The sequence below is a fragment of the Stenotrophomonas sp. YIM B06876 genome (assembly GCF_030711595.1).
Classification (GTDB): Bacteria; Pseudomonadota; Gammaproteobacteria; order Xanthomonadales; family Xanthomonadaceae; genus Stenotrophomonas.
This window is the reverse complement of record NZ_JAUJUJ010000001.1, coordinates 153,503-178,995: the sequence shown is the minus strand read 5'-3', so window position 1 is coordinate 178,995 and position 25,493 is coordinate 153,503. Positions and strand designations below refer to the sequence as shown.

21 protein-coding genes are annotated in these 25,493 nt (G+C 66.4%); 10 read left to right on the top strand and 11 right to left on the bottom strand.

The genetic code is table 11. The features are described from left to right. Nucleotides 1-2: 2 nt before the first annotated feature. The 3 genes from ispG (at nucleotide 3) to QZH66_RS00730 (ending at nucleotide 2,917) form a co-directional block, all read left to right on the top strand. Complete coding sequence (gene ispG, locus QZH66_RS00740; protein ID WP_305804031.1) at nucleotides 3-1,268, top strand: flavodoxin-dependent (E)-4-hydroxy-3-methylbut-2-enyl-diphosphate synthase; 1,266 nt, start codon at nucleotides 3-5, stop codon at nucleotides 1,266-1,268. Then, nucleotides 1,249-1,947, top strand: coding sequence for a phosphatase PAP2 family protein (locus QZH66_RS00735; RefSeq protein WP_305804030.1), 699 nt, complete (start codon nucleotides 1,249-1,251; stop codon nucleotides 1,945-1,947). Before ispG ends, QZH66_RS00735 begins: the two co-directional genes overlap by 20 nt. 322 nt (nucleotides 1,948-2,269) lie before the next feature. Continuing rightward, nucleotides 2,270-2,917 (top strand): response regulator, encoded by a 648-nt coding sequence (locus QZH66_RS00730; protein ID WP_305804029.1) that lies wholly within the window; start codon nucleotides 2,270-2,272, stop codon nucleotides 2,915-2,917. Nucleotides 2,918-3,015: 98 nt separating this feature from the next. Here the strand turns inward: QZH66_RS00730 and QZH66_RS00725 are convergent, their stop codons facing one another. Continuing rightward, a complete protein-coding gene (locus tag QZH66_RS00725; protein WP_305804028.1) occupies nucleotides 3,016-6,069 on the bottom strand; it encodes an Rne/Rng family ribonuclease in 3,054 nt (1,017 codons plus the stop codon). A gap of 409 nt (nucleotides 6,070-6,478) precedes the next feature. Between QZH66_RS00725 and QZH66_RS00720 the strand changes: the two genes are divergently transcribed. Further along, nucleotides 6,479-7,453: an RluA family pseudouridine synthase gene (locus QZH66_RS00720; protein ID WP_305804027.1), complete on the top strand. Its 975-nt coding sequence runs from the start codon at nucleotides 6,479-6,481 to the stop codon at nucleotides 7,451-7,453. A 316-nt stretch (nucleotides 7,454-7,769) separates the two neighbouring features. Here QZH66_RS00720 and QZH66_RS00715 read toward each other — a convergent pair whose 3' ends face one another. Then, nucleotides 7,770-8,186, bottom strand: coding sequence for a TonB family protein (locus tag QZH66_RS00715; RefSeq protein WP_305804026.1), 417 nt, complete (start codon nucleotides 8,184-8,186; stop codon nucleotides 7,770-7,772). Between the two features lie 5 nt (nucleotides 8,187-8,191). After that, nucleotides 8,192-8,533 carry a 4a-hydroxytetrahydrobiopterin dehydratase gene (locus QZH66_RS00710; RefSeq protein ID WP_305804025.1) on the bottom strand — a complete coding sequence of 114 codons (342 nt, stop codon included), beginning with the start codon at nucleotides 8,531-8,533 and terminating at the stop codon, nucleotides 8,192-8,194. Nucleotides 8,534-8,623: 90 nt separating this feature from the next. Between QZH66_RS00710 and QZH66_RS00705 the strand changes: the two genes are divergently transcribed. Both QZH66_RS00705 and QZH66_RS00700 read left to right on the top strand, forming a co-directional pair. Then, on the top strand, nucleotides 8,624-9,223 hold the full coding sequence (locus tag QZH66_RS00705) for an NfuA family Fe-S biogenesis protein (protein ID WP_305804024.1): 600 nt from the start codon (nucleotides 8,624-8,626) through the stop codon (nucleotides 9,221-9,223). A gap of 51 nt (nucleotides 9,224-9,274) precedes the next feature. Next, nucleotides 9,275-10,897 (top strand): hypothetical protein, encoded by a 1,623-nt coding sequence (locus tag QZH66_RS00700; protein WP_305804023.1) that lies wholly within the window; start codon nucleotides 9,275-9,277, stop codon nucleotides 10,895-10,897. An 88-nt stretch (nucleotides 10,898-10,985) separates the two neighbouring features. Here QZH66_RS00700 and QZH66_RS00695 read toward each other — a convergent pair whose 3' ends face one another. Together QZH66_RS00695 and QZH66_RS00690 are read right to left on the bottom strand one after the other, a co-directional pair. Continuing rightward, on the bottom strand, nucleotides 10,986-11,447 hold the full coding sequence (locus tag QZH66_RS00695; RefSeq protein WP_305804022.1) for a cytochrome c: 462 nt from the start codon (nucleotides 11,445-11,447) through the stop codon (nucleotides 10,986-10,988). Between the two features lie 9 nt (nucleotides 11,448-11,456). Further along, nucleotides 11,457-11,849, bottom strand: a complete 393-nt coding sequence (locus tag QZH66_RS00690) for a c-type cytochrome (protein ID WP_305804021.1) — start codon at nucleotides 11,847-11,849, stop codon at nucleotides 11,457-11,459. A gap of 205 nt (nucleotides 11,850-12,054) precedes the next feature. Between QZH66_RS00690 and QZH66_RS00685 the strand changes: the two genes are divergently transcribed. The 3 genes from QZH66_RS00685 to QZH66_RS00675 are packed head-to-tail and all read left to right on the top strand — an operon-like array spanning nucleotide 12,055 to nucleotide 19,780. Continuing rightward, a complete protein-coding gene (locus tag QZH66_RS00685; RefSeq protein WP_305804020.1) occupies nucleotides 12,055-13,200 on the top strand; it encodes an efflux RND transporter periplasmic adaptor subunit in 1,146 nt (381 codons plus the stop codon). Then, nucleotides 13,197-16,706, top strand: coding sequence for an efflux RND transporter permease subunit (locus QZH66_RS00680; protein WP_305804019.1), 3,510 nt, complete (start codon nucleotides 13,197-13,199; stop codon nucleotides 16,704-16,706). The genes QZH66_RS00685 and QZH66_RS00680 overlap by 4 nt, the downstream gene beginning before the upstream one ends. Further along, complete coding sequence (locus QZH66_RS00675) at nucleotides 16,703-19,780, top strand: efflux RND transporter permease subunit (protein WP_305804018.1); 3,078 nt, start codon at nucleotides 16,703-16,705, stop codon at nucleotides 19,778-19,780. The genes QZH66_RS00680 and QZH66_RS00675 overlap by 4 nt, the downstream gene beginning before the upstream one ends. A gap of 60 nt (nucleotides 19,781-19,840) precedes the next feature. On the opposite strand, the gene QZH66_RS00670 is transcribed toward QZH66_RS00675, so the two are convergent. The 6 genes from QZH66_RS00670 to ykgO form a co-directional block, all read right to left on the bottom strand. Beyond that, complete coding sequence (locus QZH66_RS00670) at nucleotides 19,841-21,061, bottom strand: TraB/GumN family protein (protein ID WP_305804017.1); 1,221 nt, start codon at nucleotides 21,059-21,061, stop codon at nucleotides 19,841-19,843. Between the two features lie 4 nt (nucleotides 21,062-21,065). Then, nucleotides 21,066-21,596 carry a GNAT family N-acetyltransferase gene (locus tag QZH66_RS00665; RefSeq protein ID WP_305804016.1) on the bottom strand — a complete coding sequence of 177 codons (531 nt, stop codon included), beginning with the start codon at nucleotides 21,594-21,596 and terminating at the stop codon, nucleotides 21,066-21,068. Nucleotides 21,597-21,611: 15 nt separating this feature from the next. Next, nucleotides 21,612-22,499, bottom strand: coding sequence for a carbon-nitrogen hydrolase (locus tag QZH66_RS00660; protein ID WP_305804015.1), 888 nt, complete (start codon nucleotides 22,497-22,499; stop codon nucleotides 21,612-21,614). A gap of 197 nt (nucleotides 22,500-22,696) precedes the next feature. Further along, entirely contained in the window at nucleotides 22,697-23,758 is a 1,062-nt protein-coding gene (locus QZH66_RS00655) for an agmatine deiminase family protein (RefSeq protein WP_305804014.1), read from the bottom strand. 122 nt (nucleotides 23,759-23,880) lie between these two features. Further along, entirely contained in the window at nucleotides 23,881-24,210 is a 330-nt protein-coding gene (locus QZH66_RS00650; RefSeq protein WP_305804013.1) for a hypothetical protein, read from the bottom strand. A gap of 131 nt (nucleotides 24,211-24,341) precedes the next feature. Beyond that, on the bottom strand, nucleotides 24,342-24,467 hold the full coding sequence (gene ykgO / locus QZH66_RS00645) for a type B 50S ribosomal protein L36 (RefSeq protein ID WP_057628212.1): 126 nt from the start codon (nucleotides 24,465-24,467) through the stop codon (nucleotides 24,342-24,344). 184 nt (nucleotides 24,468-24,651) lie between these two features. On the opposite strand from ykgO, the gene cmk reads away from it, so the two are divergent. After that, nucleotides 24,652-25,332: a (d)CMP kinase gene (gene cmk / locus QZH66_RS00640; protein WP_305804012.1), complete on the top strand. Its 681-nt coding sequence runs from the start codon at nucleotides 24,652-24,654 to the stop codon at nucleotides 25,330-25,332. Nucleotides 25,333-25,493: the final 161 nt, after the last annotated feature.

Here is a 25,493-nt window from a genome sequence, read left to right as displayed (position 1 = left end):
CCATGCATGACGCCGTGACCCGACCGACTCCGCCCACCGATGCTACCGCGTGGCCCCGCCGCATTACCCGCTCCGTCGATATCGGCGGGGTGAAGGTGGGCGGAGGCTCGCCGATTGTGGTGCAGTCGATGACCAATACCGATACCGCCGATGTCGCTTCCAGCGTCAAGCAGGTCGCAGAACTGTGGCGTGCCGGATCGGAAATGGTGCGCTTGACGGTCAACAATCCCGAGTCGGCCGCTGCCATTCCGCGCATCGTCGAGAAGCTGGCGATGATGGGCATCGAGGTGCCGCTGATCGGTGATTTCCATTACAACGGTCATCAGCTGCTGACCCGGGAGCCGGCCTGCGCCGAGGCCTTGGCCAAGTACCGGATCAATCCGGGCAACGTCGGTTTCGGCAAGAAGAAAGACACCCAGTTCGCACAGCTGATCGAGTTTGCGATCCGCTACAACAAGCCGGTGCGCATCGGCGCCAACTGGGGCTCGCTGGACCAGGCGCTGGCCGCGCGGCTGATGGACGAGAACAGTCGCCGTGAGCAGCCGTGGGATGCCAGCCGGGTACTGCGCGAGGCGTTGATCCGCTCGGCGCTGGAGTCGGCCGAAACCGCGGTGGAACTGGGCCTTGCGCGTGATCGCATCGTGCTGTCGGCCAAGGTCAGCGGCGTACAGGAACTGATCGCGGTGTACCGGGATCTTGCCCAGCGCTCCGACTTCGCCCTGCACCTGGGCCTGACCGAAGCGGGCATCGGCAGCAAGGGCATCGTCGCCTCGGCGGCGGCGCTGGCGGTGCTGCTGCAGGAGGGTATCGGCGACACCATCCGCATCTCGCTGACGCCCGAACCGGGGCAGTCGCGCACGGCCGAGGTGATCGTCGCCCAGGAGCTGCTGCAGACCACCGGGCAGCGGGCGTTCACCCCGCTGGTGACGGCCTGTCCCGGCTGCGGTCGTACCACGTCCGAATTCTTCCAGGAGCTGGCCGGCGTGGTGCAGAACCATGTCCGCGCGAAGATGCCGGAATGGAAGGTCAGCCATCCCGGCGCCGAGAACATGACCCTGGCGGTGATGGGCTGCATCGTCAACGGACCGGGTGAGTCGCGTCACGCCAATATCGGCATTTCACTGCCGGGTACCGGCGAGGCGCCGGCGGCGCCGGTGTTTGTCGATGGCGAAAAGACGGTGACGCTGCGCGGCGAAAACATCGCCCAGGAATTTGTGACCCTGATCGACGCCTACGTCGACCAGAAGTATGCGCGCCAGCGCGGATAATCCCATTCCCGAGGAAGCGGCCGGCTTCCGCCACTGGCTGCGCCGCAACAGCTGGCGTTTTGTCCTGTTGTTTGTCGGGGTGTTGCTGCCGTTGGCGGTGTTTGTCGCACTGGCCGATGAAATCCACGAGTTCGAAGCCTTCCATTTCGACCATGCGCTGTTATGGCGGATGCACGCGATGGCATCGCCGCGACTGGATGCCGGCGTTGTCTGGATCTCCCGGCTCGGCTACCAGTGGGGCGTGATCCCACTGGATATGCTGCTGGTGGCGCTGCTGCTGGCGCGCCGACATTGGCGCGAGGGCAGCTTTGCGGCCATCGCGGTGGTGGGGTCGGCGCTGCTCAACCTCGCCAGCAAGCCGTTCTTCCAGCGTGACCGTCCCGGGCTGTGGGAGTCGATTGCGCCCGAATCCAGTTTCAGCTTCCCCAGTGGCCACGCCATGGGCTCGATGACACTGGTGGCCATCCTAGTGCTGCTGGCGTGGCCCACGTGCTGGCGCTGGCCGGTGCTGCTGCTGGGGGCGCTGTTCGCGGTTCTGGTGGGATTTTCGCGCGTCTATCTGGGCGTGCATTACCCGTCCGACATCCTCGGCGGCTGGTGCGCTGGGCTGGCGTGGGTGGTCGGTGTGTACCTGTTGCTGTTCCGCCGGCGAGCGCCCTGGTCGGCGATCGGGCGCTGATGCTTTCGCGCAAGAGCCGGCGGAGGTCGGAAAAATCCTAGCCTGGGATGGGCGGAGCCCTGATAGATCGGGCGGCTTGCGCGCCCGACAATGGCCGCGCCAACCGCAGGCCACCCGCCCGCATCCGTCTGGATGCAATGGGTGAGGTCACTCGAACCTGCGTGCCGGACCTTGAGTAAGTCCGGCTTGGCCACTTTCTGGTTGATAATGGCGCGTGTGCGTGAACCGGCCGGCGGCGGGAGTGAAGGGGGGATCCTCCGTTTGTCGGGTAGCAAACGCGAAATGGGGCGGGCTTATTTTTCTGCTGTCGGGGGATGCTGGAATGACCATCAGGGTTTTTCTTGTTGACGACCACGCATTGGTGCGCACCGGCATCCGGATGATTCTTGCCGGCGAAGTCGGCATCGAAGTCGTCGGTGAAGCTGAAAGTGGCGAGGAAGCCTTGCCGCAGATCCGGCAGCTGAAACCGGATGTGGTGCTGTGTGATCTGCATCTGCCCGGGGTCAGTGGGCTGGAAGTGACCGAGCGCATCATCAAGGGCAACCACGGCACCCGGGTGGTGATCGTGTCGGTGCTGGAGGATGGCCCGCTGCCCAAGCGGCTGCTGGAGGCCGGTGCCTCGGGCTACGTGGGCAAAGGCGGTGATGCCCAGGAGCTGATCCGTGCGGTGCACGACGTCGCCCTGGGGCGCCGCTATCTGGGCAGCAGCGTGGCGCAAAACCTGGCGCTGGCCAATCTCGAAGGCGGTGGCTGTCCGTTCGACGCGCTGTCTCCGCGTGAACTGGAGGTCACGTTGCTGCTGACCCAGGGATTGCGTCAGGAGGAGATCGCCAAACGCCTGAGCCTGAGTGCCAAGACGGTCGTTACGCACAAGGCCCGCCTGTTCGAGAAGATCGGAGTGCAGGACAACATCGCCCTGGCGCGTCTGGCGACCCAGTACGGCCTGCTCGATCCGGCCAAGCCGTTCTGAGATCGCGAAGCGGGAGTGTTTTCCCGGCCATCGGATGCATGACAAAGAAGCGGCCCGTGGGGCCGCTTCTCTGTTTCAACACTTGCCACCTGCGCCGGTCAGCTGGCGCGATGGTCCTTGTCGTCGCCTCCGGCGGCTTTGCCCGCGTCGTCGTTGCCTGCATCGGCGTGCGCCGGCTTCTCCAGCGCTGCCTTCGGCTCGACCGGTGCAGCCTCTGCGGCAGGCGCGGACGCAAACAGGTAGCCGTTCTGCGGTTGCGGGGCCGGCGCGGCTTCTGTGACGGGAGCGATGGTCGCCGCTTCGACGACCGCTGCCGGAATGGCCGGCTGCTCGGCAGGCAGCGCGTCCAGCATGCTGGTCTGCACCGGCTCGCTGCGCACCGTCGGAGCCGGAGCTTCGGCGGCGGCAACTTCCACTTCCGCTGCGGGCGGGGCGGTGATGACCGCTGCCGGTTCCGCTGCCACTGGCGCCATCGCGACTTCGGCCGACTGCTGCAGCGGGGCGCTGACCGGCACGACCGGGCGCTGCACGGTTTCGCTGGCCAGCGGCTGCTTCACCACCGGTGATGCGGGAACGGCCGGCTGCGCTGCGGCGGGCGGCTGGATCACGACCGGAGCCGAGGCGGTCTCATCGTCGAAGTCGAACTCGGGATGATGGCCGCTCGGCTGCGGGCCGGCGGCGGTATTGTCGCCTTCACTGTCATCGGCACCATCGTCATCGTGGCCAGTGGTTTCGGTGCCGTGGCCAGCCTCGCTGCCGCCACGACGACGGCGACGACCGCCCCGACGACCGCGACGACGGCGCGCACTGCCTTCACCGGGGCCTTCATCGGCCGCGGTCGAGGCGGTGGCGCTTTCTTCAGCCACGGTCTGCACCAGGGTTTCATCAGCGGCAACCGGAGCCTGGGCTTCGGTGGCGACGATGGCCGTAGCTGCCGGTGCGGGAAGGGTGATCACTTCGGCGGCCACTGCGGGCACTGTCGCAACGGCCGCAACGGCCGGATTGGCCGCGGGACTCGGGTGCTGCGGTGCCGGGTTGCGGCCGCTTTCCTGCTGCTTTGCCGGCTTCTCGCCCGGGTTCAGTGCGGCTTTTTCTGTTTCGTTCTGGCCCTTGGGGTTGGTCTGCTGACGCGGCTGCTTGGACTGCTTGGGCTGCTGCTCATTGCGCGGCGGCTTGGGCGTCTGCGGCTGTTCGTTGCGCGGCTTGGCCGACTGCGGATTGGCTGCCTGGGGCTGCGCTGCAACGTTTTGGCGACGCTCATCCCGACGCTCGTCGCGCTTGCCGTTGTTGCCGCCATTGCGACCCTGCGACGGGGTGTTGCCGTTGCCGCTGCGGTTGCTGTCCCGGTTGCCATCGCGGCGCGGATTGCGATCATTGCGGTTGTTGCGAGCACCGTCCTGGCGCGGACGCGATGCCGGCTCGGCCTGGGCCGGTTCCGCACCGAAGATGCGCTTGAGCCAGCCGATCACGCCGGTGGCGGCCGGAACCGCGACGGGCGCAGCCACGACGGCCGGGGCCGGGGCGGCTTCCGCAATCTCGCGGACCGGTGCCGGCTGGCTGTGCTTGACCTGGGTGACCGCCGGTGCCGGCGGGATGTTGAGCTGGGCCTTGGTCAGGGCATGCACCGGCAGCTTGCGCGGGGTGCCGCGCTGGTAGCTCGGGCGGCCACTTTCCTCGCCCAGCTCGTTTTCACGCAGGCGCGTGACTTCGTAATGCGGTGTATGCAGTTGCTCGTCGGCGACGATGACGATCGGGGCATCGTGGCGGTTTTCGATCTCGCGCAGCGCACTGCGCTTCTCGTTGAGCAGGTAATTGGCGATTTCCACCGGAGCCTGGACCAGCACCTGCCCGGTGTTCTCCTTCATCGCGTGCTCTTCGGCGACGCGGATGATGGACAGCGACAGCGACTCGACGCTGCGCATGCGGCCATGGCCGTCGCAACGCGGGCAGACGATCTGGCTGGACTCGCCCAGGCTGGGACGCAGGCGCTGGCGGCTCATTTCCATCAGGCCGAAGCGGGAAATACGGCCCAGCTGCACACGCGCACGGTCGTACTTGAGGGCGCTCTGCAGGCGGTTCTCGACTTCACGCTGGTGCTTGGACGAGGACATGTCGATGAAATCGATCACCACCAGGCCGCCCAGATCGCGCAGGCGCAACTGGCGGGCCACTTCTTCAGCCGCTTCCAGGTTGGTCTGGAACGCGGTGTCCTCGATGTCGCTGCCCTTGGTGGCGCGCGAGGAGTTCACGTCGACGGCGGTCAGCGCTTCGGTCTGGTCGACCACGATCGAGCCGCCCGAGGGCAGGCGCACGTTGCGCTCATAGATCGCCTCGATCTGCGACTCGATCTGGAAGCGGTTGAACAGCGGAATGTCGTCTTTGTAATGCTTGAGCTTGCGCAGCGTCTGCGGCATCACCTGCTGCATGAACTCGCGCGCGGTCTCGTACAGCTCTTCGGTGTCGACCAGGATCTCGCCCACGTCGGCGCGCAGGTAGTCACGCAGGGCGCGCACGATCAGCCGCGATTCCTGGTAGATCAGGAATGGCGCCGGCTTGGTCAGTGCGGCTTCGGCGATCGAACGCCACACCTGCAACAGGTAATCCAGATCCCACTGCAGTTCCTCGGCATCGCGGCCCACGCCGGCGGTGCGGATGATCACGCCCATGTCCTCGGGGATGTCGAGCTTGTCCAGCGCGTCCTTCAGTGCCGCGCGGTCCTCGCCTTCGATCCGGCGCGACACGCCGCCGGCGCTGGGGGAGTTCGGCATCAGCACCATGTAGCGGCCGGCCAGCGAGATGAACGTGGTCAGCGCGGCGCCCTTGTTGCCGCGTTCATCCTTGTCCACCTGCACCACGATTTCCTGGCCTTCGCGCAGGAGTTCCTTGATGCCGGCCTTGTTGGGATCGACGCCGGTCTGGAAGTAATCGCGGGAAATTTCCTTCAGCGGCAGAAAGCCGTGACGGTCGCCACCGTATTCGACGAAGGCCGCTTCAAGCGACGGCTCCAGCCGGGTGATGCGCCCCTTGTAGATGTTGGACTTCTTCTGTTCCTTCGACGGTTGCTCGATGTCGATGTCGTACAGGGTCTGCCCGTCGACGATGGCCACGCGCAGTTCTTCGGCCTGCGTGGCGTTGATCAGCATTCGCTTCATTTTGGGTTCCTTGCGCGCTGCTACCGCGCGGAACGCCATGGGGACTTCGCCTCTGGACACGGTTCGCTGCCCTTCGCGCAGGCGCGGGGAGGGCGGCTTGGGTTTCCAGCGCTACGACACCACGGCAGGCCGCGGGAGCGCTTCTCTTGATGTTTATTGGTTTTTCGGGGCCGGTGGCGGCTTCCAGACGGACTGGCAGAGCCACGCGGGACATGTGTTTCGTCCAGCACAGATGCGCATTGCATCCGACGATGGCCGGGAACGCCGGTGAGCCGCTAACATGGCCGCCCCGGGGGCGGTGGCCGCGCACTGTGCCGGATTCGTGGGAAGTCGGGCTTCTGGCCCTGACTAACTTCCAACGAAATCAAACCCTTATCTCGCGCCCCGAGTGTAGCAGAATAAAAGCCCGATGAATGATTCCGAACAGAACCGCAAGCCGCTTGCGGCAAAAACCGGCGTGCGTGTGGTCACGATTGCTGAAGATCGCGATGGCCAGCGGCTGGACAACTTCCTGCTGGGCCAGCTCAAGGGCGCGCCGCGCAGTCTGGTCTACAAGCTGGTGCGCAGTGGCCAGGTGCGGGTGAATGGCGGCCGGGCGAAGGCGGAGCGCAAGCTGGAGAGCGGCGATGAAGTCCGTATTCCGCCGGTCAATCTCGTCGAGGTCGGCGAAAAGGCGCCGCCGCCGTCCGGTTTCCTGCAGCGCATGGAGCAGGCCATCGTGTTCGAGGACGCTCGCCTGCTGGTGCTCAACAAGCCGTCGGGGGTGGCCAGTCATGGCGGCAGCGGCATCAGTCATGGGGCCATCGAGACAATGCGGGTGTTGCGGCCGAATCTGAACCTGGAGCTGGTGCACCGCCTGGATCGTGACACCTCCGGCCTGCTGGTGATGGCCAAGAAGCGTTCGGCGCTGACCGAGTTGCAGGCGCTGATGCGTGAGGACCGCGGCGGCATCCAGAAACGCTACCTGGCCCTGCTGGTCGGGCGGATGCCCGACGGGGTGATGAGTGTGGATGCGCCGCTGCATGTCGGGCTGCGCCAGGGCGGTGAGCGCCACGTCCAGGTCAATCCGGCCGGCAAGGGTTCACTCAGCCACTTCCGGGTGCTGGAGCGGCGCGGCGGGCATTCCTATTGCGAGGTGCGGATTGAAACCGGGCGCACCCACCAGATCCGGGTGCATGCCCAGCATATCGGCCATGCAGTGGCTGGCGACGATAAATACGGTGATCCGGCAATCAACAAGCGGTTTCGTGAGCAGATCGGCCTCAAGCGCCTGTTTCTGCATGCCGCTTCGCTGGAATTCGCGCTCGATGCCGGCAAGACCCCCTATCTGCTGAATGCGCCGTTGGCCGAGGAGTTGGGTGAGGCGCTGAGCCGGCTGGGATGAGCGGGCGATGCCAGCGCCGGATCCGGGCCGGCGATGGTTTGGAGCGCCCCGACATAGTCCGGTGGTGCGCGGGAGGCCAGTGGACGGTGGACTCCCGCCCGTCCGAAAAGTGGCCGAGGGCCGCGGCATCCTGGCCGGGGTCGGGAGGGCGGCAACCCCGCAACCGGACAGCGGGCGCGGGTTGGGCTGCCTGGAAAAGACCCCCGTCAGGCGGCCCGGCGCGGTCAAGCCAGAGATGACCGGTGGAAATCGCTGGCATGCGTGGGAGCGCCTGGCGGGAAAGACGGTGGCGGCCGCCCGGGGGCGCGCCTGCAGGTCAGTCGCCGTGGTCCATGTGTTCCTGGATGGCGAAGCACTTGTCCGGCTTGGGCTGCGGCGGGTTGAAGCTGACCGGCACCTGGATGGTGGCGTTCACGCCCTTGCCATTGCGGGTGGCGGGATTGAACTTCCATTCGCGCACGCGGCTCTGCGCGGATTCATCCAGCTTGGCATTGCCGCTGCTGGTCAGCAGTTTGACCTCCACCGGCACGCCTTCCGCGCCGACCACGACGTTGAGCACCGTGGTGCCGCCCACGCCGGTGCACGCCAGTTCGATCGGGTAGTCCGGCGGCGGCGTCTGCACCGCGGCCACCTCGGTTGGCGCGATGGCCGGGGCGGCGCGTTCGCCCGACTGGCCGCAGCCGCTGAGCAGGGCGGTGACGATGCTGGCACACAACAACAGACGCAGGTTCATGACGGTCACTCCGTTAGGGCCGAGGCTTTGGCAGCGCAGATGAAGTCGTTTTCGCTCAGGCCGCCCACATCGTGGGTGGAGAAGCGGACCACGGCCCGGTCGTAATGTACGCCCAGGTCGGGGTGGTGGTCTTCGCGATGGGCGATCCAGGCCAGCGCATTCACAAAGGCCATGGTGCGGTGGTAGTCCTTGAAGTGGAACGTGCGCACCAGCGCCTGCCCGGCTTCGGCCACTTCCCAGCCGGGAACCTGCGGCAGCAGTTCCTGCACCCGGGCTTGGGTGAGGCGGTGCTCGTGGCCTTTGCGCGGGATGCAGTGCGCCTGCACAAGCGGAATCAGGTCTGCCATATGGATCTCCAGTAGCGGTTGGCTGAACATTGCAACGCCCGATGTCGATATCCCATGAGCGTCCAGCAAGACAGGGCTAGAATAACCCGCATGATCCAGATCTCCGACACCGCCCAAACCCATTTCCGCAAGTTGATCGAACGTGAGTCCGCGCCCGGAATGGGCGTGCGCCTGAGTGCCTCCGAGCCGGGAACGCCGCGTGCCGATGTACGCCTTGAATTCGCCGAGCCGGCCGATCTGATCGGCGACGAGTGGGCCGTCGATTGCGATGGGTTCACGCTGTATGTAGCCGCCACCAGCGTGGCATGGCTGGATGGCGCTGAAATCGACTACGTCACCCAGGCCGCCGGCAGCCAGCAGCTGACCATCAAGGCGCCGAAGATCAAGGGCGAAGCCCCGGCTGAATCGGCCTCCATCGTCGAGCGCGTGCGCTGGGTGATCGAAAACGAGATCAACCCGCAACTGGCCTCGCACGGCGGCCGTGTCGCGGTGCAGGAAGTATCGGCCGATGGCGTGGTGCTGCTGCGCTTTGGCGGGGGCTGCCACGGCTGTGGCATGGCCGATGTGACCCTCAAACAGGGCATTGAAAAAACCCTGATGGGCCGGGTGCCGGGGATCACCGCGGTACGTGACGCCACCGACCATGAAACCGGTCAGGCGCCCTATATCCCGCGCGATGGCGCGGGTTGATCCGACGGCTTCCGCGCCCCGGTGACGAGAGCCGCCGACATCCTTGACGCCGTGCTGGCATCACGTCAGCCGGGCAAACTCATTCTTGAACGCAAAACCGGCCTGCCGTATGGCTGGGGCCTGTGGCTGCGCCGATTGCCGGCGCTGGCGCCGGTGGTGGCCGCGCAGCAGATGACGGCGATCCTGGCGGCGCGGCCGCCCCCGGTATCGACCGGACCGGTACCGCTGCTGTCAATGTGGCAAGCGCTGCGCCAGCTGTTCTGGCAGGGCTGGGAACGGGCGCCTGCCGACGAGCGTGGACTGCGCTGGTTTTCCGCGTTTATCAGCGCCGCGTTGCACGTGCTGTTTGCGCTGTTCCTGGTCTGGGTGGCGTTGATCCGCACCCCGCCGACCCCGGACAACGCCGGCGACGCCGGGCGGGTGCAGCTGCAGTATTTCGGAACTGGCACGCCGCAACAGCAGGGGGGAGGGATACCCGTCGCAGGCGGCGATGCCGGCGCGACCGGGTCGAGCGGGGCGGCCTCCACACCGCGGGCGCCGGACCTGGCCGCCGCAGCGGCTGCTGAAAGCGAGGAGCAAAGTACGGCGCCGGCGCCGGGTGAACCTGGGACGGCAGAGCCGATCCCCGCCCCGGAGGTGGTGCCGCCGGCCGCGCAGCCGTTGCAGGTCACCGACGTGGCGCAGCCGGTGAGCGACTTCGTATTGCCGCCGGTCAATACCGTGCCTGCCAAGGTTGAAGCGCCACAGCTGCGCATGCCCGAGCTGCAAGTGCAGATGCGGCCGGTGGATATCGTCGAAGAACGGCCGCCTGCCGTCCAGATCCGCACGCCGGTGACAGCACTGCAGCCGGCGGTGTCCGCGCCGCAGGTGCAGGTGCGCGAACGCGAGATCCACATCGCTCCCCCGCAGACGCCGGTGATCCGCCCGGTACGCGCCTCCGCGGTCGAGGTGCGCGTGCCCACGCGCGAGCTGGCGGTGCGTGAGGCATCGATACCGGCGGCACCGGAAAAGGACGCGGCTGCAATTCCAGGTCCTGCTCAGATGAGGGGACTGGCCGGCCGCGAAGATGTATCGGCAGTTTCTTCGGCGGTTCCGGCTGCACCGGGTGCGGCAGCAAGTCCAACCTCCGGTACCAGTGCTGGCGCAGGGCCGCGATCGCAGGACCGGGTGGGCGGCTGGGAGGCGCCGGTAAAGGGGGATGACTGGGGGGTGGGAAAACGCCAGACCGCGGGAAATACCGGGCACCAGGCGTCCGCGGGGGAGGGGCTGTTCAACGCCGATGGCAGCGTCCGCATCCAGGCCGGGGCGGATAGCCAGGGTGGGACAGGGCGCGGCGCGCCGGGTGGCGAGTCGGATACCTGGACCCGCGACCGGATCGCTGAATCCGGCACCTGGCTCAAGCGACCACCCTACGAACACACGCCGACCTCGTTCGACAAATACTGGGTGCCGAACGAATCGTTGCTGGCCGAATGGGTGCGCAAGGGCATCAAGAGCATCGAGATTCCGATTCCCGGCACCAATACCCGGATTTCCTGCGTGGTGTCGCTGCTGCAGTTCGGCGGCGGCTGCGGCCTGAGCAACCCGAACATGCAGGAACAGCCGGCCGAGGCGCGGCCGCCGCCGGATATCCCGTTCAAGAAAGCGCTGCAGGAAGACAACGGCAGCCGCTGATGCAAAAACGCCGCCCCCGAGGGCGGCGCTTTTCGGTAGGACCAAAGTGCCGGAGGCGGTGGCCGCCCCGGCAGCTAACGCAAGCGGATCACTTGAGGCCGTGCAGATCGCGCAGCTGGCTGGGGCGGGAGCCGAACCAGGCGGCCAGGTCGGAAATGTCCTGATCGCTCAGGTTGGCCGCCTGCGGCGACATCAGCACATGCTGGCGGTTGCCGTCCCGGTAGGCCTGCAACGCATGGGCGAGATAGTCGCCGTACTGGCCCCCCAGTTTGGGGTAGGTGGCATCGATCGGGTGGTTGCCGTCGGCGCCATGGCAGTCGATGCAGCTTTGTCCCGTCGCCTTGCCCTTGGCCTGGGCCAGATGTTCGCCGGCGGCAATGCGGCCTTCCGGCAGGCCGGCCGACGAGCGCGAACCCTGTTCCCCACTGGCGTGCCCGGGATCTCCGGCGGATTTGTCGGCCGACTCCACCTCCGATTGCGAACAGGCCGCCAGTGCGCCGGCCGCGAACAGGACGATGGCAAAACGCTTCAGTTGCGTGGCTTTCGGCATGATCGATGCTTATTTTAGGGTGGACAGGTAGGCCGAAAGGTCAGCGATATCCTGCACGCTGAAGCTCATCGACTGCGCCTGCATGGTCGGGTGTTTGCGCTTGCCTTCCCGGTATTCGGTCAGCGCCTGGCTCAGATATTCGGCCGATTGGCCGCCGATCTTTGGCACGCGATAGCTGGGATAGGCGTTCTTGTATCCGGTCAGGCCGTGACAACCCTGGCAGGTGTAGGACAGCGTCCTGCCCGCGTCGACATTGGCGACGATCGCAGGTGGCGAGGGGGCGGCGGGCACTGCAGGCGCAGCGGGAGCGGCAGGTGTTGCGGACTGCGGATTGGCTTGGGCGGCCCCGAACGACAGGGTGACGGCCAGAGCGAGACAAGCGGCGAGCGTCTGCGGGCGCATGGTTTCAAGGTCCGGAGTGCGGGTCTGGGCGTTCCGCCGTGGGACGCGGAACGACCCGAGTATAGCCTGCGTATTCACGGCTTCGGAACCGCGCGCGGATGCTGCATTGCGGCGTGAGGTCCATGACTTTTGGCGGATGGTGTGTCCGTGCCGTGGTGCAATACTTTCCTATAACACCTGTTAACGCATCCCCAGGGACAAGACGATGTCGCCACTTACACACCCGCACGGCCGCAGCGGAATCTGCGCTGCTGCTTTGATCATTTCCACCTCGCTGCTGCTGGGCGGTTGTAGCGCTGGCGGCGAAGAGGCCCAGGCCAAAACGCAAACCGAACAGAAGGCGGTGGACGCGGTGCCGGTGGAGGCGGCCAAGGCGACCCGTCGCGCCGTGGCGGCCAGCTATACCGGTACTGCGGCGCTGGAGCCGCGCGCCGAATCGCAGGTGGTGGCCAAGACCTCGGGCGTGGCGCTGGCCGTGCTGGTCGAGGAAGGCCAGCCGGTAAAGGCCGGACAGCCGCTGGTGCGGCTGGACGCGGACCGCGCGCGGCTGGCGGTGGCCCAGGGCGAAGCGCAGATGCGCAAGCTGGAGAACAGCTACCACCGTGCGCAGAAACTGGTGGCGCAACAGCTGATCAGCGCCGCCGATGTGGACCAGCTGCGTTTCGATCTGGAAAACGCGCGGGCGCAGTACCGGCTGGCCACGCTGGAGCTTTCCTATACCACCGTGGTGGCGCCGATTTCCGGTGTGATCGCCTCGCGTGCGATCAAGACCGGCAATTTCGTGCAGATCAATACGCCGATCTTCCGCATCGTCGATGACAGCCGGCTGGAAGCCACGCTCAACGTGCCCGAACGCGAGCTGGCCACCTTGCGCGCCGGCCAGCCGGTGACGTTGCTGGCCGACGCGCTGCCAGGGCAGAGCTTCACCGGCAAGGTCGATCGGATCGCGCCGGTGGTGGATGCCGGCAGTGGCACCTTCCGCGTGGTCAGTGCGTTCGATGGGCACGCGGGGCAGTTGCAGCCGGGCATGTTCGGTCGCCTGCGCATCGATTACGACCAGCGCGCCGATGCGCTGGTGGTGCCGCGGCTGGCGTTGCTGGACGATGGCGATCCGGCGGTATTCAAGGTGGAGGCCGACAAGGTCCGCCGCGTTGCGGTGAAGCTGGGTTATGCCGAAGGGCCGTGGGTGGAGATCCGGGAGGGTCTGGCCGAGGGCGACCGCGTGGTCACCGCCGGCAAGGTCGCCTTGCGCGATGGCACGGGGGTGCAGGTGATCGAGGCCGCGCGGGCGCAGCAGGCCGCTCCCGCGCCTGTGGCTGATGCCAAGGCGAAGGCGGAGACCCGGCAATGAGCCGCGCGGACCGCGACCCCGGCAACGATCCACACAGTCCGTTGCCCACGGGCGCCCACGGTGGCGGGCTGGTCGAATTTGCCACCCGCCGCCGCGTGACCATCGCCATGTTCACGGTGACGCTGCTGCTGTTCGGTTTCATCGCCCTGGGCAGCCTCAAGGTCAATCTGTTGCCCGACCTGAGCTATCCGACGCTGACCGTGCGCACCGAGTACACCGGTGCGGCACCGGTGGAAATCGAAACCCTGATCACCGAGCCGGTCGAAGAAGCGGTGGGGGTGGTCAAGAACCTGCGCAAGCTCAAGTCGGTGTCGCGCACCGGACAGAGCGATGTGGTGCTGGAGTTCGCCTGGGGCACCAACATGGACCAGGCCAGCCTGGAGGTGCGCGACAAGATGGAAGCGCTGAACCTGCCGCTGGAGGCCAAGGCGCCGGTGCTGCTGCGCTTCAATCCCTCGACCGAGCCGATCATGCGGCTGGTGCTGTCGGGCAAGAACGAGCCTGGCAGCGAGACCGATGCGGTCCGCCAGCTCACCGGACTGCGCCGCTACGCCGAAGAGGACCTGAAGAAGAAGCTGGAGCCGGTGGCGGGCGTGGCCGCGGTGAAGGTGGGCGGTGGCCTGGAGGATGAGATCCAGGTCGATATCGACCAGCAGAAGCTGGCGCAGTTGAGCCTGCCGATCGATACGGTGATCAAGCGGCTCAAGGAGGAGAACATCAACATCTCCGGTGGCCGGCTGGAGGAGGGCTCGCAGCGCTACCTGGTGCGCACCGTCAACCAGTTCGCCGATCTGGAGGAGATCGGCAACCTGCTGATCACCACGCAGGGGGCCAATACCAGCGCCGCCGATTCGGCGATGGCGCAGATGTATGCCATTGCCGCGTCCACCGGCTCGGATGCGGCGATTGCGGCCGCCTCCGCGGCGCAGAGCGCGTCGTCGGCGTCGGCCAGCAATATCGCCAATGGCATGCCGGTGCGCCTGAAGGATGTGGCCAGCGTGCGCCAGGGTTACAAGGAGCGCGAGGCCATCATCCGCCTCGGCGGCAAGGAAGCGGTGGAGCTGGCGATCTACAAGGAAGGCGATGCCAATACGGTGGCCACCGCCAAGGCGTTGCGCACGCGGCTGGAGCAGATCAAGGCGCAGTTTCCCGCCGATGCCGAGCTGACCACGATCGAGGACCAGTCGCGCTTCATCGAACATGCGATCAGCGACGTCAAGAAGGATGCGGTGATCGGCGGCCTGCTGGCGATCCTGATCATCTTCCTGTTCCTGCGCGATGGCTGGAGCACGTTCGTGATCAGCCTGTCGTTGCCGGTGTCGATCATCGCCACGTTCTTCTTCATGGGCCAGCTGGGGCTGAGCTTGAACGTGATGTCGCTGGGCGGGCTGGCCTTGGCTACCGGACTGGTGGTGGACGATTCGATCGTGGTGCTGGAGTCGATTGCCAAGGCGCGCGAGCGCGGCCTGGGGATTCTGGAGGCGGCCATTGCCGGCACCCGCGAAGTGAGCATGGCGGTGGTGGCCTCGACCTTGACCACGATTGCGGTGTTCCTGCCGCTGGTGTTCGTCGAGGGCATCGCCGGGCAATTGTTCCGTGACCAGGCATTGACGGTGGCGATCGCCATTGCGATCTCGCTGCTGGTGTCGATGACGTTGATTCCGATGCTCAGCTCGCTCAAAGGCCGCCCGCCGCTGGCGTTCCCGGAAGAGCCGCCGCATCCGCAGTGGCAGCCGTCGCAGCGCTGGCTCAAGCCGGTGGCCGGGGGCGGACGCGGGCTGGGGGCCGCGCTGCGCGGACTGTTCTTCGGCATCGCCTGGCTGCTGGTGCGGTGCTGGCGCGGACTGGTGCGGGTCATCGGCCCGATCATGCGCAAGGCCAGCGATCTGGCGATGGCGCCGTATGCGCGCGCCGAGCGTGGCTACCTGAAGCTGTTGCCCGGTGCCCTGCATCGCCCCGGGCTGGTGCTGGGTGCCGCGGCGCTGGCGTTCGTGTTGACGCTGGCGGTGGTGCCGATGCTCGGCGCCGACCTGATCCCGCAACTGGCGCAGGACCGCTTCGAGATGACCGCCAAACTGCCGGCGGGCACGCCGCTGCGGCAGACCGACGCGCTGGTGCGCGAACTGCAGCTGGCCCACGCCCAGGACAGTGCGATCGCCTCGATGTACGGCGTCAGTGGCGCCGGCACCCGGCTGGATGCCAGTCCGACTGAAAGCGGCGAGAACATCGGCAAGTTGACCGTGGTGATGCAGGGCGGTGGCAGTCCGAAGCAGGAGGCGGCCATCACCGAGCGCCTGCGCGCGGGCATGCAGCAGCACCCGGGGGTACAGGTCGATTTCGCGCGCCCGGCGTTGTTCAGTTTTTCCACGCCGCTGGAAGTGGAGCTGCGTGGCCAGGACATGGAAACGCTGGAGCGCGCCGGACAGAAGCTGGCTGCATTGCTGCGCAACAACCCGCACTACGCCGACGTCAAGTCGACGGTGGAGGAGGGGTTCCCGGAAGTGCAGATCCGCTTCGACCAGGAACGTGCCGGGGCACTGGGGCTGACCACGCGGCAGATCGCCGATGTGGTGGTGAAAAAAGTGCGCGGTGATGTCGCCACCCGCTACAGCTTCCGTGACCGCAAGATCGATGTGCTGGTGCGGGCGCAGGAAAGCGACCGCTCCAGCGTCGACAACATCCGCCGGCTGATCGTCAATCCGGGCAGTGCGCGGCCGGTGACGCTGGATGCGGTGGCCGACGTGGTGGCCACCACCGGACCGTCCGAGATCCATCGCGCCGACCAGACCCGGGTCGCGGTGGTGTCGGCGAACCTGCGCGATATCGATCTGGGCGCGGCGGTGCGCGAGGTGCAGGGCATGGTCGGCAGCAACCCGCTGGGCGCCGGTGTGGGCATGCATATCGGCGGCCAGGGCGAGGAGCTGGCCGAGTCGGCCAAATCACTGCTGTTCGCCTTCGCGCTGGCCATCTTCCTGGTCTATCTGGTGATGGCCTCGCAGTTCGAATCGCTGCTGCACCCGTTCGTGATCCTGTTCACCATCCCGCTGGCGCTGGTCGGCGCGATCCTGGCGTTGCTGCTCACCGGCAAGCCGATCTCGGTGGTGGTGTTCATCGGCCTGATCCTGCTGGTGGGGCTGGTGACCAAGAACGCGATCATCCTGATCGACAAGGTCAACCAGCTGCGCGAGGCCGGGGTGGGCAAGCGCGAGGCACTGGTGGAAGGCGCGCGTTCGCGGCTGCGGCCGATCATCATGACCACCCTGTGCACGCTGTTCGGCTTCCTGCCGCTGGCGGTGGCGATGGGCGAGGGCGCGGAAGTGCGCGCGCCGATGGCGATCACCGTGATCGGCGGCCTGCTGGTATCCACGCTGTTGACGCTGGTGGTGATTCCGGTGGTGTACGACCTGCTCGATCGCCGTGGCGATGCCTACTACCTGGAGCGTGGACGGCGCATGCGCAGCCGCCATGGCGTTGCCGCCGATGACGCGGCGTTGGAGTCGGCATGAGCGTCGCCGCCTTCAGCATCCGCCGCCCGGTCACCACGATCATGTGTTTCGTGTCGCTGTTCGTGGTCGGCCTGATTGCCGCCTTCCGGCTGCCGCTGGAAGCCCTGCCGGATATCTCCGCGCCGTTCCTGTTCGTGCAGATACCCTATGCCGGCTCCACGCCGGAAGAGGTGGAGCGCAACCTGGTACGGCCGACCGAGGAAGCGCTGGCAACGATGACCGGGATCAAGCGCATGCGCTCCTCGGCGACCTCGGAAGGGGCCAGCATCTTCATCGAGTTCTCCGACTGGGATCGCGATATCGCCATCGCCGCTTCCGATGCACGCGAACGCATCGATGCCATCCGTGCCGATCTGCCCGACGACCTGCAGCGCTACAGCGTGTTCAAGTGGTCCAGCAGTGACCAGCCGGTGCTCAAGGTGCGCCTGGCCAGCGAGACCGACCTGACCGGCGCGTACGACATGATCGATCGCGAGTTCAAGCGGCGGCTGGAGCGGATCCCTGGGGTGGCGCGGGTGTCGATCTCCGGCGCGCCGCCGAACGAGGTCGAGATCGCGGTAGACCCGGACCGGCTGAGCGCGCACAACCTCAGCCTCAACGACCTCAGTGCGCGGCTGGCGGCGCTGAATTTTTCGGTCTCGGCGGGCCGCATCGACGACAACGGCCGCCGCGTGCGGATCCAGCCGGTCGGCGAGCTGGCCGATCTGCAGCAGCTGCGCGATCTGGTGATCGACAACCGCGGTCTGCGCCTGGGCGATATCGCCGAGGTCCGGCTCAAGCCGGCGCGGATGAACTATGGGCGGCGCCTGGACGGCCATCCGGCGATCGGCCTGGATATCTACAAGGAGCGCAGTGCCAACCTGGTGGAAGTGTCGCGGGCGGCGTTGGCCGAGGTGGAGGCGATCCGCAAGCAGCCGTCGATGAGCGACGTGCAGGTCAAGGTGATCGATAACCAGGGCAAGACGGTGACCTCGTCGCTGCTGGAGCTGGCCGAAGCCGGCGGAGTGGGACTGCTGCTGTCGGTGACGGTGCTGTTCTTCTTCCTGCGGCATTGGCCATCCACGCTGATGGTGACGCTGGCGATCCCGATCTGTTTCACCATCACCCTGGGCTTCATGCATTTTGCCGGGGTCACGCTCAACATCCTGACCATGATGGGGTTGCTGCTGGCGGTGGGCATGCTGGTGGACAACGCCGTGGTGGTGGTGGAAAGCATCTACCAGGAACGCGAGCGCATGCCGGGCCAGCCGAAGCTGGCCTCGCTGGTCGGCACCCGCAACGTTGCCATCGCGCTCAGCGCCGGTACCTTGTGCCACTGCATCGTGTTCGTGCCGAACCTGTTCGGCGAGACCAACAACATCTCCATCTTCATGGCGCAGATCGCGATCACCATCTCGGTGTCGCTGCTGGCCTCGTGGCTGGTGGCGGTGAGCCTGATCCCGATGCTGGCGGCAAGGATGAAAACGCCCGCCCTCGTCAACTCCAGCACGGGTGTGATCGCGCGCCTGCAGCAGCGCTATGCGCGTCTGTTGCAGTGGTCGCTGGAGCACCGCGGCTGGAGCGTCATCGGCATCGTCCTGGTGGTGCTGGTCAGCCTGGTGCCGATGAAACTGACCAAGATCGACATGTTCGGTGGTGGTGGTGGCAACGAAGCCTATGTCCAGTACCAGTGGAAGGGCTCGTACACGCGCGAGCAGCTGGCCGACGAGGTGGGCAAGGTCGAGCAGTTCCTGGACGGGAACCGCGAGCGCTTCCATATCAGCCAGCTGTACTCGTTCTTCAGCGAGCAGGAGGGCAGCACCACGGTGATCACCTTCGATCCGGCACACGCCAAGGAACTGCAGCAACTGCAGGAACAGATCCGCAAGGAGCTGCCGCGCTCGGCGCGGGCCGACTACAGCATCGGCAACCAGGGCGATGACCAGGGCGGCGGGCAGAGCGTGCAGGTGCAGCTGGTGGGCGATTCCACCCAGGTGCTGCAGGAAATGGCCGGGGACGTGATTCCGTTGCTGGCCCGGCGCAAGGAGCTGCGCGATGTGCGTGTCGAGGCCGGTGACCGCAGCAGCGAGCTGGCGGTGCGGGTTGATCGTGAGCGCGCGGCGGCCTTCGGTTTCAATGCCGAGCAGGTCGCCAGTTTCGTCGGCCTGGCATTGCGCGGTTCACCGCTGCGCGAGTTCCGCCGCGGTGACAGCGAGGTGCCGGTATGGGTGCGCTTTGCCGGCGCCGAAGAAAGCAGTCCGGAAGACCTGGCCGGTTTCACCGTGCGTTCCAGCGACGGCCGTTCGGTGCCGCTGCTCAGCCTGGTGGAAGTGGCGGTCAAGCCATCGGCCACCCAGATCGCGCGGACCAACCGCCAGACCACGCTGACCATCAAGGCCAACCTGGCTGAAAAGGTGACCGTGCCCGAAGCGCGCAAGGCGATGGAAGACACGCTCAAACCGATGGAGTTCCCCGGCGGCTACAGCTTCAGCTTCGATGGGGGCGACTACCAGAACGACAACGAGGCGATGGCGCAGATGATGTTCAACCTGCTGATCGCACTGCTGATGATCTACGTGGTGATGGCGGCGGTGTTCGAATCGCTGCTGTTCCCGGCGGCGATCATGAGCGGGGTGCTGTTCTCCATCTTTGGCGTGTTCTGGCTGTTCTGGATCACCGGCACCGCGTTCGGGATCATGTCCTTCATCGGCATCCTGGTACTGATGGGGGTGGTGGTGAACAACGGCATCGTGATGATCGAGCACATCAACAACCTGCGCCGGCGTGGCATGGGCCGCACCCAGGCGCTGGTGGAAGGTTCACGCGAACGCCTGCGTCCGATCATGATGACCATGGGCACCGCGATCCTGGCCATGGTGCCGATCTCGTTGACCGACACGCAGATGTTCGGCAACGGGCCGGCGTATTACCCGATGGCACGGGCCATTGCCGGTGGCCTGGCGTTCTCGACCCTGGTCAGCCTGCTGTTCCTGCCGACGATCTACGCCATGCTCGATGACCTGAGCACCGGCACGGCGCGGCTGCTGCGGCGCGCCCGCGGCTTGCCCGCCGCCAAGATGATCGTCGAAGGCTGAGGCGGCAAAAGGAAAGGCCCGCGCAAGCGGGCCTTTCGCCATCCTCCCGGTCCGGGCGGATCAGCCGGCGAGCCTGCCATAGACGGTGAAGCCGGTCAGCCACAGCCCGAGCATGCTGCCGAGGTTGGTCAGCATGAAGGTCATCACCACCCGGGTAACCCGGTTGCGGTACCAGCCGCGCAGCGTTTGCGCATCGTCGCGCAGCTGCAGGAAGTCGTGGTACGCAGGCTTGCGCAGGCGCGCTTCCATCAGTGCCGAGAACGCGCCGGTGGGAATGCTCAGGCGGAACGGCTTGAACGGGGCGACCACCACCGCGGTGAGGATGCTCAGCGGGTGACCGCCGGCAAGCAGGCAGCCCAGGCCGGCCAGGCCGCCGGTATACATCGCCCACACCGCGAGCATTTCGGTGCCCATGCCGAGACCGCCGCGCCAGAAGCCGATGCCGATACCGGCCAGCACGATGGCCAGGATGCCGAGCGTGATCCACGGCAGCTTGCGCTTGCGCGGCACTTCCTCCAGCGACTCCCGCAGCGGGCCCGGTGCCGCCGTGTCGGATTGCAGATACGTCGCCATCCCGGCCAGATGCCCGGCACCGACCACCGCCAGCACGTTGCGCTGGTCATCACTGCGCTCCTCGCGCAGGCGCGTGGCCATGTAGCGGTCGCGCTCGCCGATGATGGTCTCGTACAGTTCCGGACTCTCGCTGGCGAATTCGCCAAAGCTCGACTCCAGCATGTCGCCCTGCTTGAGTTTCTCGATCTCGGCTTCGCCTACCTCGTCGGAGGCGAACAGGCCCGCGCCGAGACCACCGATCAGTTTGAGCTTGCCGAAGAAGCCCAGCCGCTGCGAGGCGCGGCGGAACGTCAGGCCGACTTCGCGGTCGATCAGGTACACCGGCAGCTGGCGCTCGTGGGCCAGCGTCACCGCGCGCTTGAGCTCGGCGCCCGGTTCGATCCCCAGCTGTTCGGCCAGGCGCCGCTGGTAGGCGGCCAATGCCAGGTTGGCGGCAAACAGCGCCACCCGCCCGTTGCGGATCACCTCGACCAGGTCCAGCCGGGCCAGCTTGTCCGGTTCGGTCAGGGCCTGCAGGCGCTGCGGGTCCAGTTCCACCGCGACCGCATCGAACTGGCCGCTGTTGATGGCCTGTTCGACCGCTTCCACGCTCGCCTGGGAGACATGGGCGGTGCCCAGCAGGGTGTAGCGGACACCGTCACGTTCGACGATGCGCACCGGCTGGCCGGCCAGCAGCTCGCCGGCGGATTCGTTGGAGGATTCAGTCATTTCTTCATTCATTGGAGGGCGCGCTGTCGGCGCCGTCGCCCAGTGCGCGTTGCATCTGGACCGTGTCCAGCCAGCGCCCGTGCTTGCGGCCCAGGCCGCGGAAGATGCCGACCATCTGGAAGCCGAAGCGCTCGTGCAAGCGGATGGAGGCCGTGTTGGAAGGTTCGCCGATCACCGCCACCATCTGCCGGTAGCCGCGTTGCGTGCAGGCTTCGATCAGGCCCCGCATCAGCGCGCTGCCGACCCCGCGACCCTGGCAGGCCGCATCCACATAGACCGAGTTTTCCACCGTCCACCGGTAGGCGATGCGGCCGCGGTAGGTGTTGGCATAGGCATAGCCGGCGATCGCGCCGTCGACCAGCGCGACGATGTACGGGAAACCGCGGGCAACGATGTCGTGCATGCGCCGGGTCATTTCCGCCAGGTCGGGCACGTCGTACTCGTAGGTGTTGACCAGACCGGTGACCTCCACCGCATAGATCGCGGTGATGGCCGCCATGTCGGCATCGGTAACGTCACGCAGCTGGACGGTCACGGCTGGTCCGGAAAATCAGTCGATGTAGCGTTTGAGCAGATCGGCATAGGCATCGATGCGGCGATCGCGCAGGAACGGCCAGATGCGCCGCACGTGCTCGCTGCGCTGCAGGTCGACATCGCACACCAGCACGGTGGGATCCGCCCCGGCCTCGGCGAGGAATTCGCCCTGCGGCCCCAGCACATGGCTGTTGCCCCAGAAGTCGATTCCCGACGCGCCCATCGGCGAGCTTTCATGGCCGACGCGGTTGCAGCTCAGTACCGGCAGGCCGTTGGCGACCGCATGACCGCGATGGCTCAGCACCCAGGCGTCGCGCTGGCGGTTCTTCTCGTCCTGCACATCGTCCGGATCCCAGCCGATGGCGGTCGGGTAGAGCAGCAGTTCGGCGCCGGCCAGCGCCATCAGGCGCGCGGCTTCCGGATACCACTGGTCCCAGCACACCAGCACGCCCAGACGGCCGACCGAGGTGTCGATCGGGGTGAAGCCCAGATCGCCCGGGGTGAAGTAGAACTTCTCGTAGAACCCCGGATCGTCAGGGATGTGCATCTTGCGGTACTTGCCCAGCAGGCGGCCGTCCTTTTCCAGCACCACCGCGGTGTTGTGGTACAGGCCCGCGGCACGGCGCTCGAACAGCGAGCCCACGATCACCACGCCATATTTTTTGGCCAGCGCGCCCAGCCGTTCGGTGCTGGGGCCGGGAATCGGCTCGGCCAGGTCGAACTCGTCCACCGATTCGTGCTGGCAGAAATAGGGGCCGTTGTGCAGTTCCTGCAACAGCACCAGCTTCGCGCCCTGGGCGGCGGCTTCAGCCACGCGCGCTTCGATGACGGCCAGGTTGGCCTGCGCATCACCGTGGTTGCGTTCCTGGATCAGGGCGACGGAAAGGGTGTGACGGGAACTCATCCTGGTAGGGGTCCTGCAGTAAAAAATGCATGGTAGCGCGGAAGCCGCCGGTGCAGACCGTCGCCGGCTGAACGCGTGTGCGGTGGATGCGCTACGGGGCCGTTACCGGCCCCGGATGGTTGCGCAAGGTCCAGATGGCGCGCGGGCAGGTGACCCTGTCGCGGGTGACGCGGCACGACAGGGGACGTCACACACGTCTATCCGGTGTGTGGCGTCGCCTGCGGCGCGGCGAGCAGGCCGGCCGGAAGCTGCATGGTGATGCAGTGCAGGCTGCCGTTCTGCCAGATCAGCGGGCGGCAGGGCACCTGTACGATCTCGCGCCCGGGAAATGCCATCGCCAGCACCGCCTTGGCCTGCTCGTCGGCGGCATCACCATAGGCCGGCATCAGCACGGCGCCATTGATGATCAGGAAGTTGGCATACGAGGCGGCCAGGCGCCGGTTCTGGTCGATCACCGGCTGCGGCCAGGGCAGCGGGAACAGCCGATAGGGAGCGCCCTCGCGGGTGCGCAGCGCCGCCAGTTCCTTCCCCATCGCCTGCAGTTCGGTGTAGTGGGAGTCGGCGGGGTCGTCACAACTCTGATAGACGATGCCGTCCGCCGGGGCGAAACGGGCGAGGGTATCGATGTGGGCATCGGTGTCATCGCCCTCCAGATAGCCGTGGTCCAGCCACAACACGCGATCCTGCCGCATCCACTGCGCCATATCGGCACTGAGCGATTCGCGATCGCGCTCCGGGTGGCGTTCGTGCAGGCACTGCCAGGTGGTCAGCAGCGTGCCTGCGCCATCGGTCTCCACCGCGCCGCCTTCCAGTGCGAACGGAATGCTCTGCACCCCGGCATTGGCAAAGACGCCCGCAGCCTGCAGCACGCCCACCAGCCGGTCGTCGCGGCTGGCTTCGAACTTGCCGCCCCAGCCGGTGAAACGGAAGTCGAGCAGCTGGAAGCGGCCATCGGCGCGTGTGAGCGAGATCGGGCCGGAGTCGCGCAGCCAGGTGTCGTCGTACTCGGCGACCACGAAATGCACACGCTGCATGTCGATGCGGGCGGAGCGCAGGCGGGCTTCGGCATAGATCTGCAGGTCGTCATCGGCCACGCAGATCAGCGCCGGCTGGAAGCGGGTGATTGCCGCGACCAGGGCGATGTAGGTGTCCTCGACCTCGGCCAGGCGTTCGGCCCAGTCGGTGTCGGCGTGGGGCCAGGCGATCAGGATGGCCGACTGGGATTCCCATTCGGCCGGAAAACGCAACGTTTCGTTCATGTTCTCTATATTGCCGCCGGACCATGCAGTGGCCGCGGGGCGCAGTGGCCGCGCCCTTGCGGGAAGATGCGCGGCAGTTCGCGATGACCAGGGCCGAAGGGCTGGCCTTCGCCCGGGGGAATTCAGAGGATCGGTGGCTTCGGGCCGATTTCTTCCGGGGCGGCCTTGTTGGCCACCACGTCGATCACCTTCTGCTTTTCGAAGTACACGGTGAAAGCGGGGTAAACCCAGCGATTGATGGTCGGCCACTGCCGCTTCTGCCCGCCGCGCGGATCCATGCGCTCCTGCGGAGCACCGAAACGGGCCTCCACCTGGCTCATGCTCTGGCCACGCACGGGCAGCACCGCCGCCGGCTTTTCCTGCACACGGTCGATCAGCAGGGTGTCGGCGCGTACGCCGGAACTGGCGCCCAGCAGGGCAATCAACGGCAGTGCATACAGATATCGCTTCATGGTCACTACTCCCGGGTGGTCAGGTGCCGATTACAGCAAAAAACGCGCAACAAAAAACCGCCCTGAGGCGGCTTTCTGCTGGAAGCCCGGAATCGGTGTGGATTCCGGTGGCAGCCGTGAGGCCGCCCGGCTCAGCGCTGGCGAGCCTTGAAGCGCGGATTGGACTTGCAGATCACGAAGATCTTGCCGCGGCGACGGACAACTTTGCAGTCGCGGTGACGGGTCTTGGCCGATTTCAGGGAAGACAGGACTTTCATGGCATACCTCGGCGTGTAACGTGGATTCGTGGGGAGCGCGGCCGCGGATATGCAGATTGACGCTCGTTCAAGCCGGCCATTCTACTGGTCTTTTCCCCGCATGTTCAAGTGGTTGCCCAATCAGGGATCGAACAGGATGCGGCGCGGGGTCTAGAATGACCAATTCCGATTGCCAAGGTCGCGCATGAGTCAGCCAGTTCCCGTCCTCACCATTGATGGCCCCTCGGGCGCCGGCAAGGGTACCGTCAGCCGTATCGTGGCGCGCCGCCTGGGGTGGCACTATCTTGATTCAGGGGCGTTGTACCGCGCGGTCGGGGTGGCGGCCAGTTGGGCCAATCTGGACATTTCCGATGCCGCGGCGCTGGTGCGCTGCACCTTCGACACCCGGGTCGAATTTGTCGAGCGCGGGGCGGGTGACTTGCGCGTGCTGGTCAATGGCATCGATGCGACCGACGAGTTGCGGCTGGAAACCGCCGGCGCGGTGGCATCGGCGATCGCCGCCATCGCCGAAGTGCGGGCGGCACTGAAGGAGCGCCAGCGCGCATTCAGGGTTGCCCCGGGGCTGGTGGCCGATGGTCGCGATATGGGCACGGTCATCTTCCCGGACGCGCCCTGCAAGGTTTTCCTGACGGCCAGCGCCGAAGAGCGGGCGCAGCGGCGGCATAAGCAGTTGAAGCAGAAAGGGGTTTCGGTTAACTTTGACGACCTCCTGCGTGAGATCATGGCCCGCGACGCCCGTGATGCACAGCGCGCAGTGGCGCCCTTGAGGCCGGCCGATGACGCCGTTCTCATCGACACCAGTGGTATTGGCATCGACGAGGTCGTTGCCAAGGTGCTGGGTCTGCTTCCCTTTGCGGAGGCGTGATACCGGGACATGGAGTGCAGCCAGCGCACCGGCTGCAGTCGCACGACAGGAAGTTGCAACAGCTCCGTTACACAATGGTGTGTGGCGGATTCTTCTATCAACACACGATCGCTTTTGCAGGGTCGACCAACAGGCTGGACAGTCCGCGTTCCCGTAACCGG

Bases quoted from the DNA above. Each gene is read 5' to 3' on its own strand.
- QZH66_RS00670 (WP_305804017.1), bottom strand. From the start codon at position 21,061: ATGACTGAATCCTCCAACGAATCCGCCGGCGAGCTGCTGGCCGGCCAG.
- QZH66_RS00675 (WP_305804018.1), top strand. From the start codon at position 16,703: ATGAGCGTCGCCGCCTTCAGCATCCGCCGCCCGGTCACCACGATCATG.
- QZH66_RS00685 (WP_305804020.1), top strand. From the start codon at position 12,055: ATGTCGCCACTTACACACCCGCACGGCCGCAGCGGAATCTGCGCTGCT.
- QZH66_RS00735 (WP_305804030.1), top strand. From the start codon at position 1,249: ATGCGCGCCAGCGCGGATAATCCCATTCCCGAGGAAGCGGCCGGCTTC.
- QZH66_RS00725 (WP_305804028.1), bottom strand. From the start codon at position 6,069: ATGAAGCGAATGCTGATCAACGCCACGCAGGCCGAAGAACTGCGCGTG.
- QZH66_RS00720 (WP_305804027.1), top strand. From the start codon at position 6,479: ATGAATGATTCCGAACAGAACCGCAAGCCGCTTGCGGCAAAAACCGGC.
- QZH66_RS00715 (WP_305804026.1), bottom strand. From the start codon at position 8,186: ATGAACCTGCGTCTGTTGTTGTGTGCCAGCATCGTCACCGCCCTGCTC.
- QZH66_RS00650 (WP_305804013.1), bottom strand. From the start codon at position 24,210: ATGAAGCGATATCTGTATGCACTGCCGTTGATTGCCCTGCTGGGCGCC.
- QZH66_RS00695 (WP_305804022.1), bottom strand. From the start codon at position 11,447: ATGCCGAAAGCCACGCAACTGAAGCGTTTTGCCATCGTCCTGTTCGCG.
- QZH66_RS00730 (WP_305804029.1), top strand. From the start codon at position 2,270: ATGACCATCAGGGTTTTTCTTGTTGACGACCACGCATTGGTGCGCACC.
- cmk (WP_305804012.1), top strand. From the start codon at position 24,652: ATGAGTCAGCCAGTTCCCGTCCTCACCATTGATGGCCCCTCGGGCGCC.
- ispG (WP_305804031.1), top strand. From the start codon at position 3: ATGCATGACGCCGTGACCCGACCGACTCCGCCCACCGATGCTACCGCG.
- ykgO (WP_057628212.1), bottom strand. From the start codon at position 24,467: ATGAAAGTCCTGTCTTCCCTGAAATCGGCCAAGACCCGTCACCGCGAC.
- QZH66_RS00660 (WP_305804015.1), bottom strand. From the start codon at position 22,499: ATGAGTTCCCGTCACACCCTTTCCGTCGCCCTGATCCAGGAACGCAAC.
- QZH66_RS00710 (WP_305804025.1), bottom strand. From the start codon at position 8,533: ATGGCAGACCTGATTCCGCTTGTGCAGGCGCACTGCATCCCGCGCAAA.
- QZH66_RS00655 (WP_305804014.1), bottom strand. From the start codon at position 23,758: ATGAACGAAACGTTGCGTTTTCCGGCCGAATGGGAATCCCAGTCGGCC.
- QZH66_RS00680 (WP_305804019.1), top strand. From the start codon at position 13,197: ATGAGCCGCGCGGACCGCGACCCCGGCAACGATCCACACAGTCCGTTG.
- QZH66_RS00705 (WP_305804024.1), top strand. From the start codon at position 8,624: ATGATCCAGATCTCCGACACCGCCCAAACCCATTTCCGCAAGTTGATC.
- QZH66_RS00690 (WP_305804021.1), bottom strand. From the start codon at position 11,849: ATGCGCCCGCAGACGCTCGCCGCTTGTCTCGCTCTGGCCGTCACCCTG.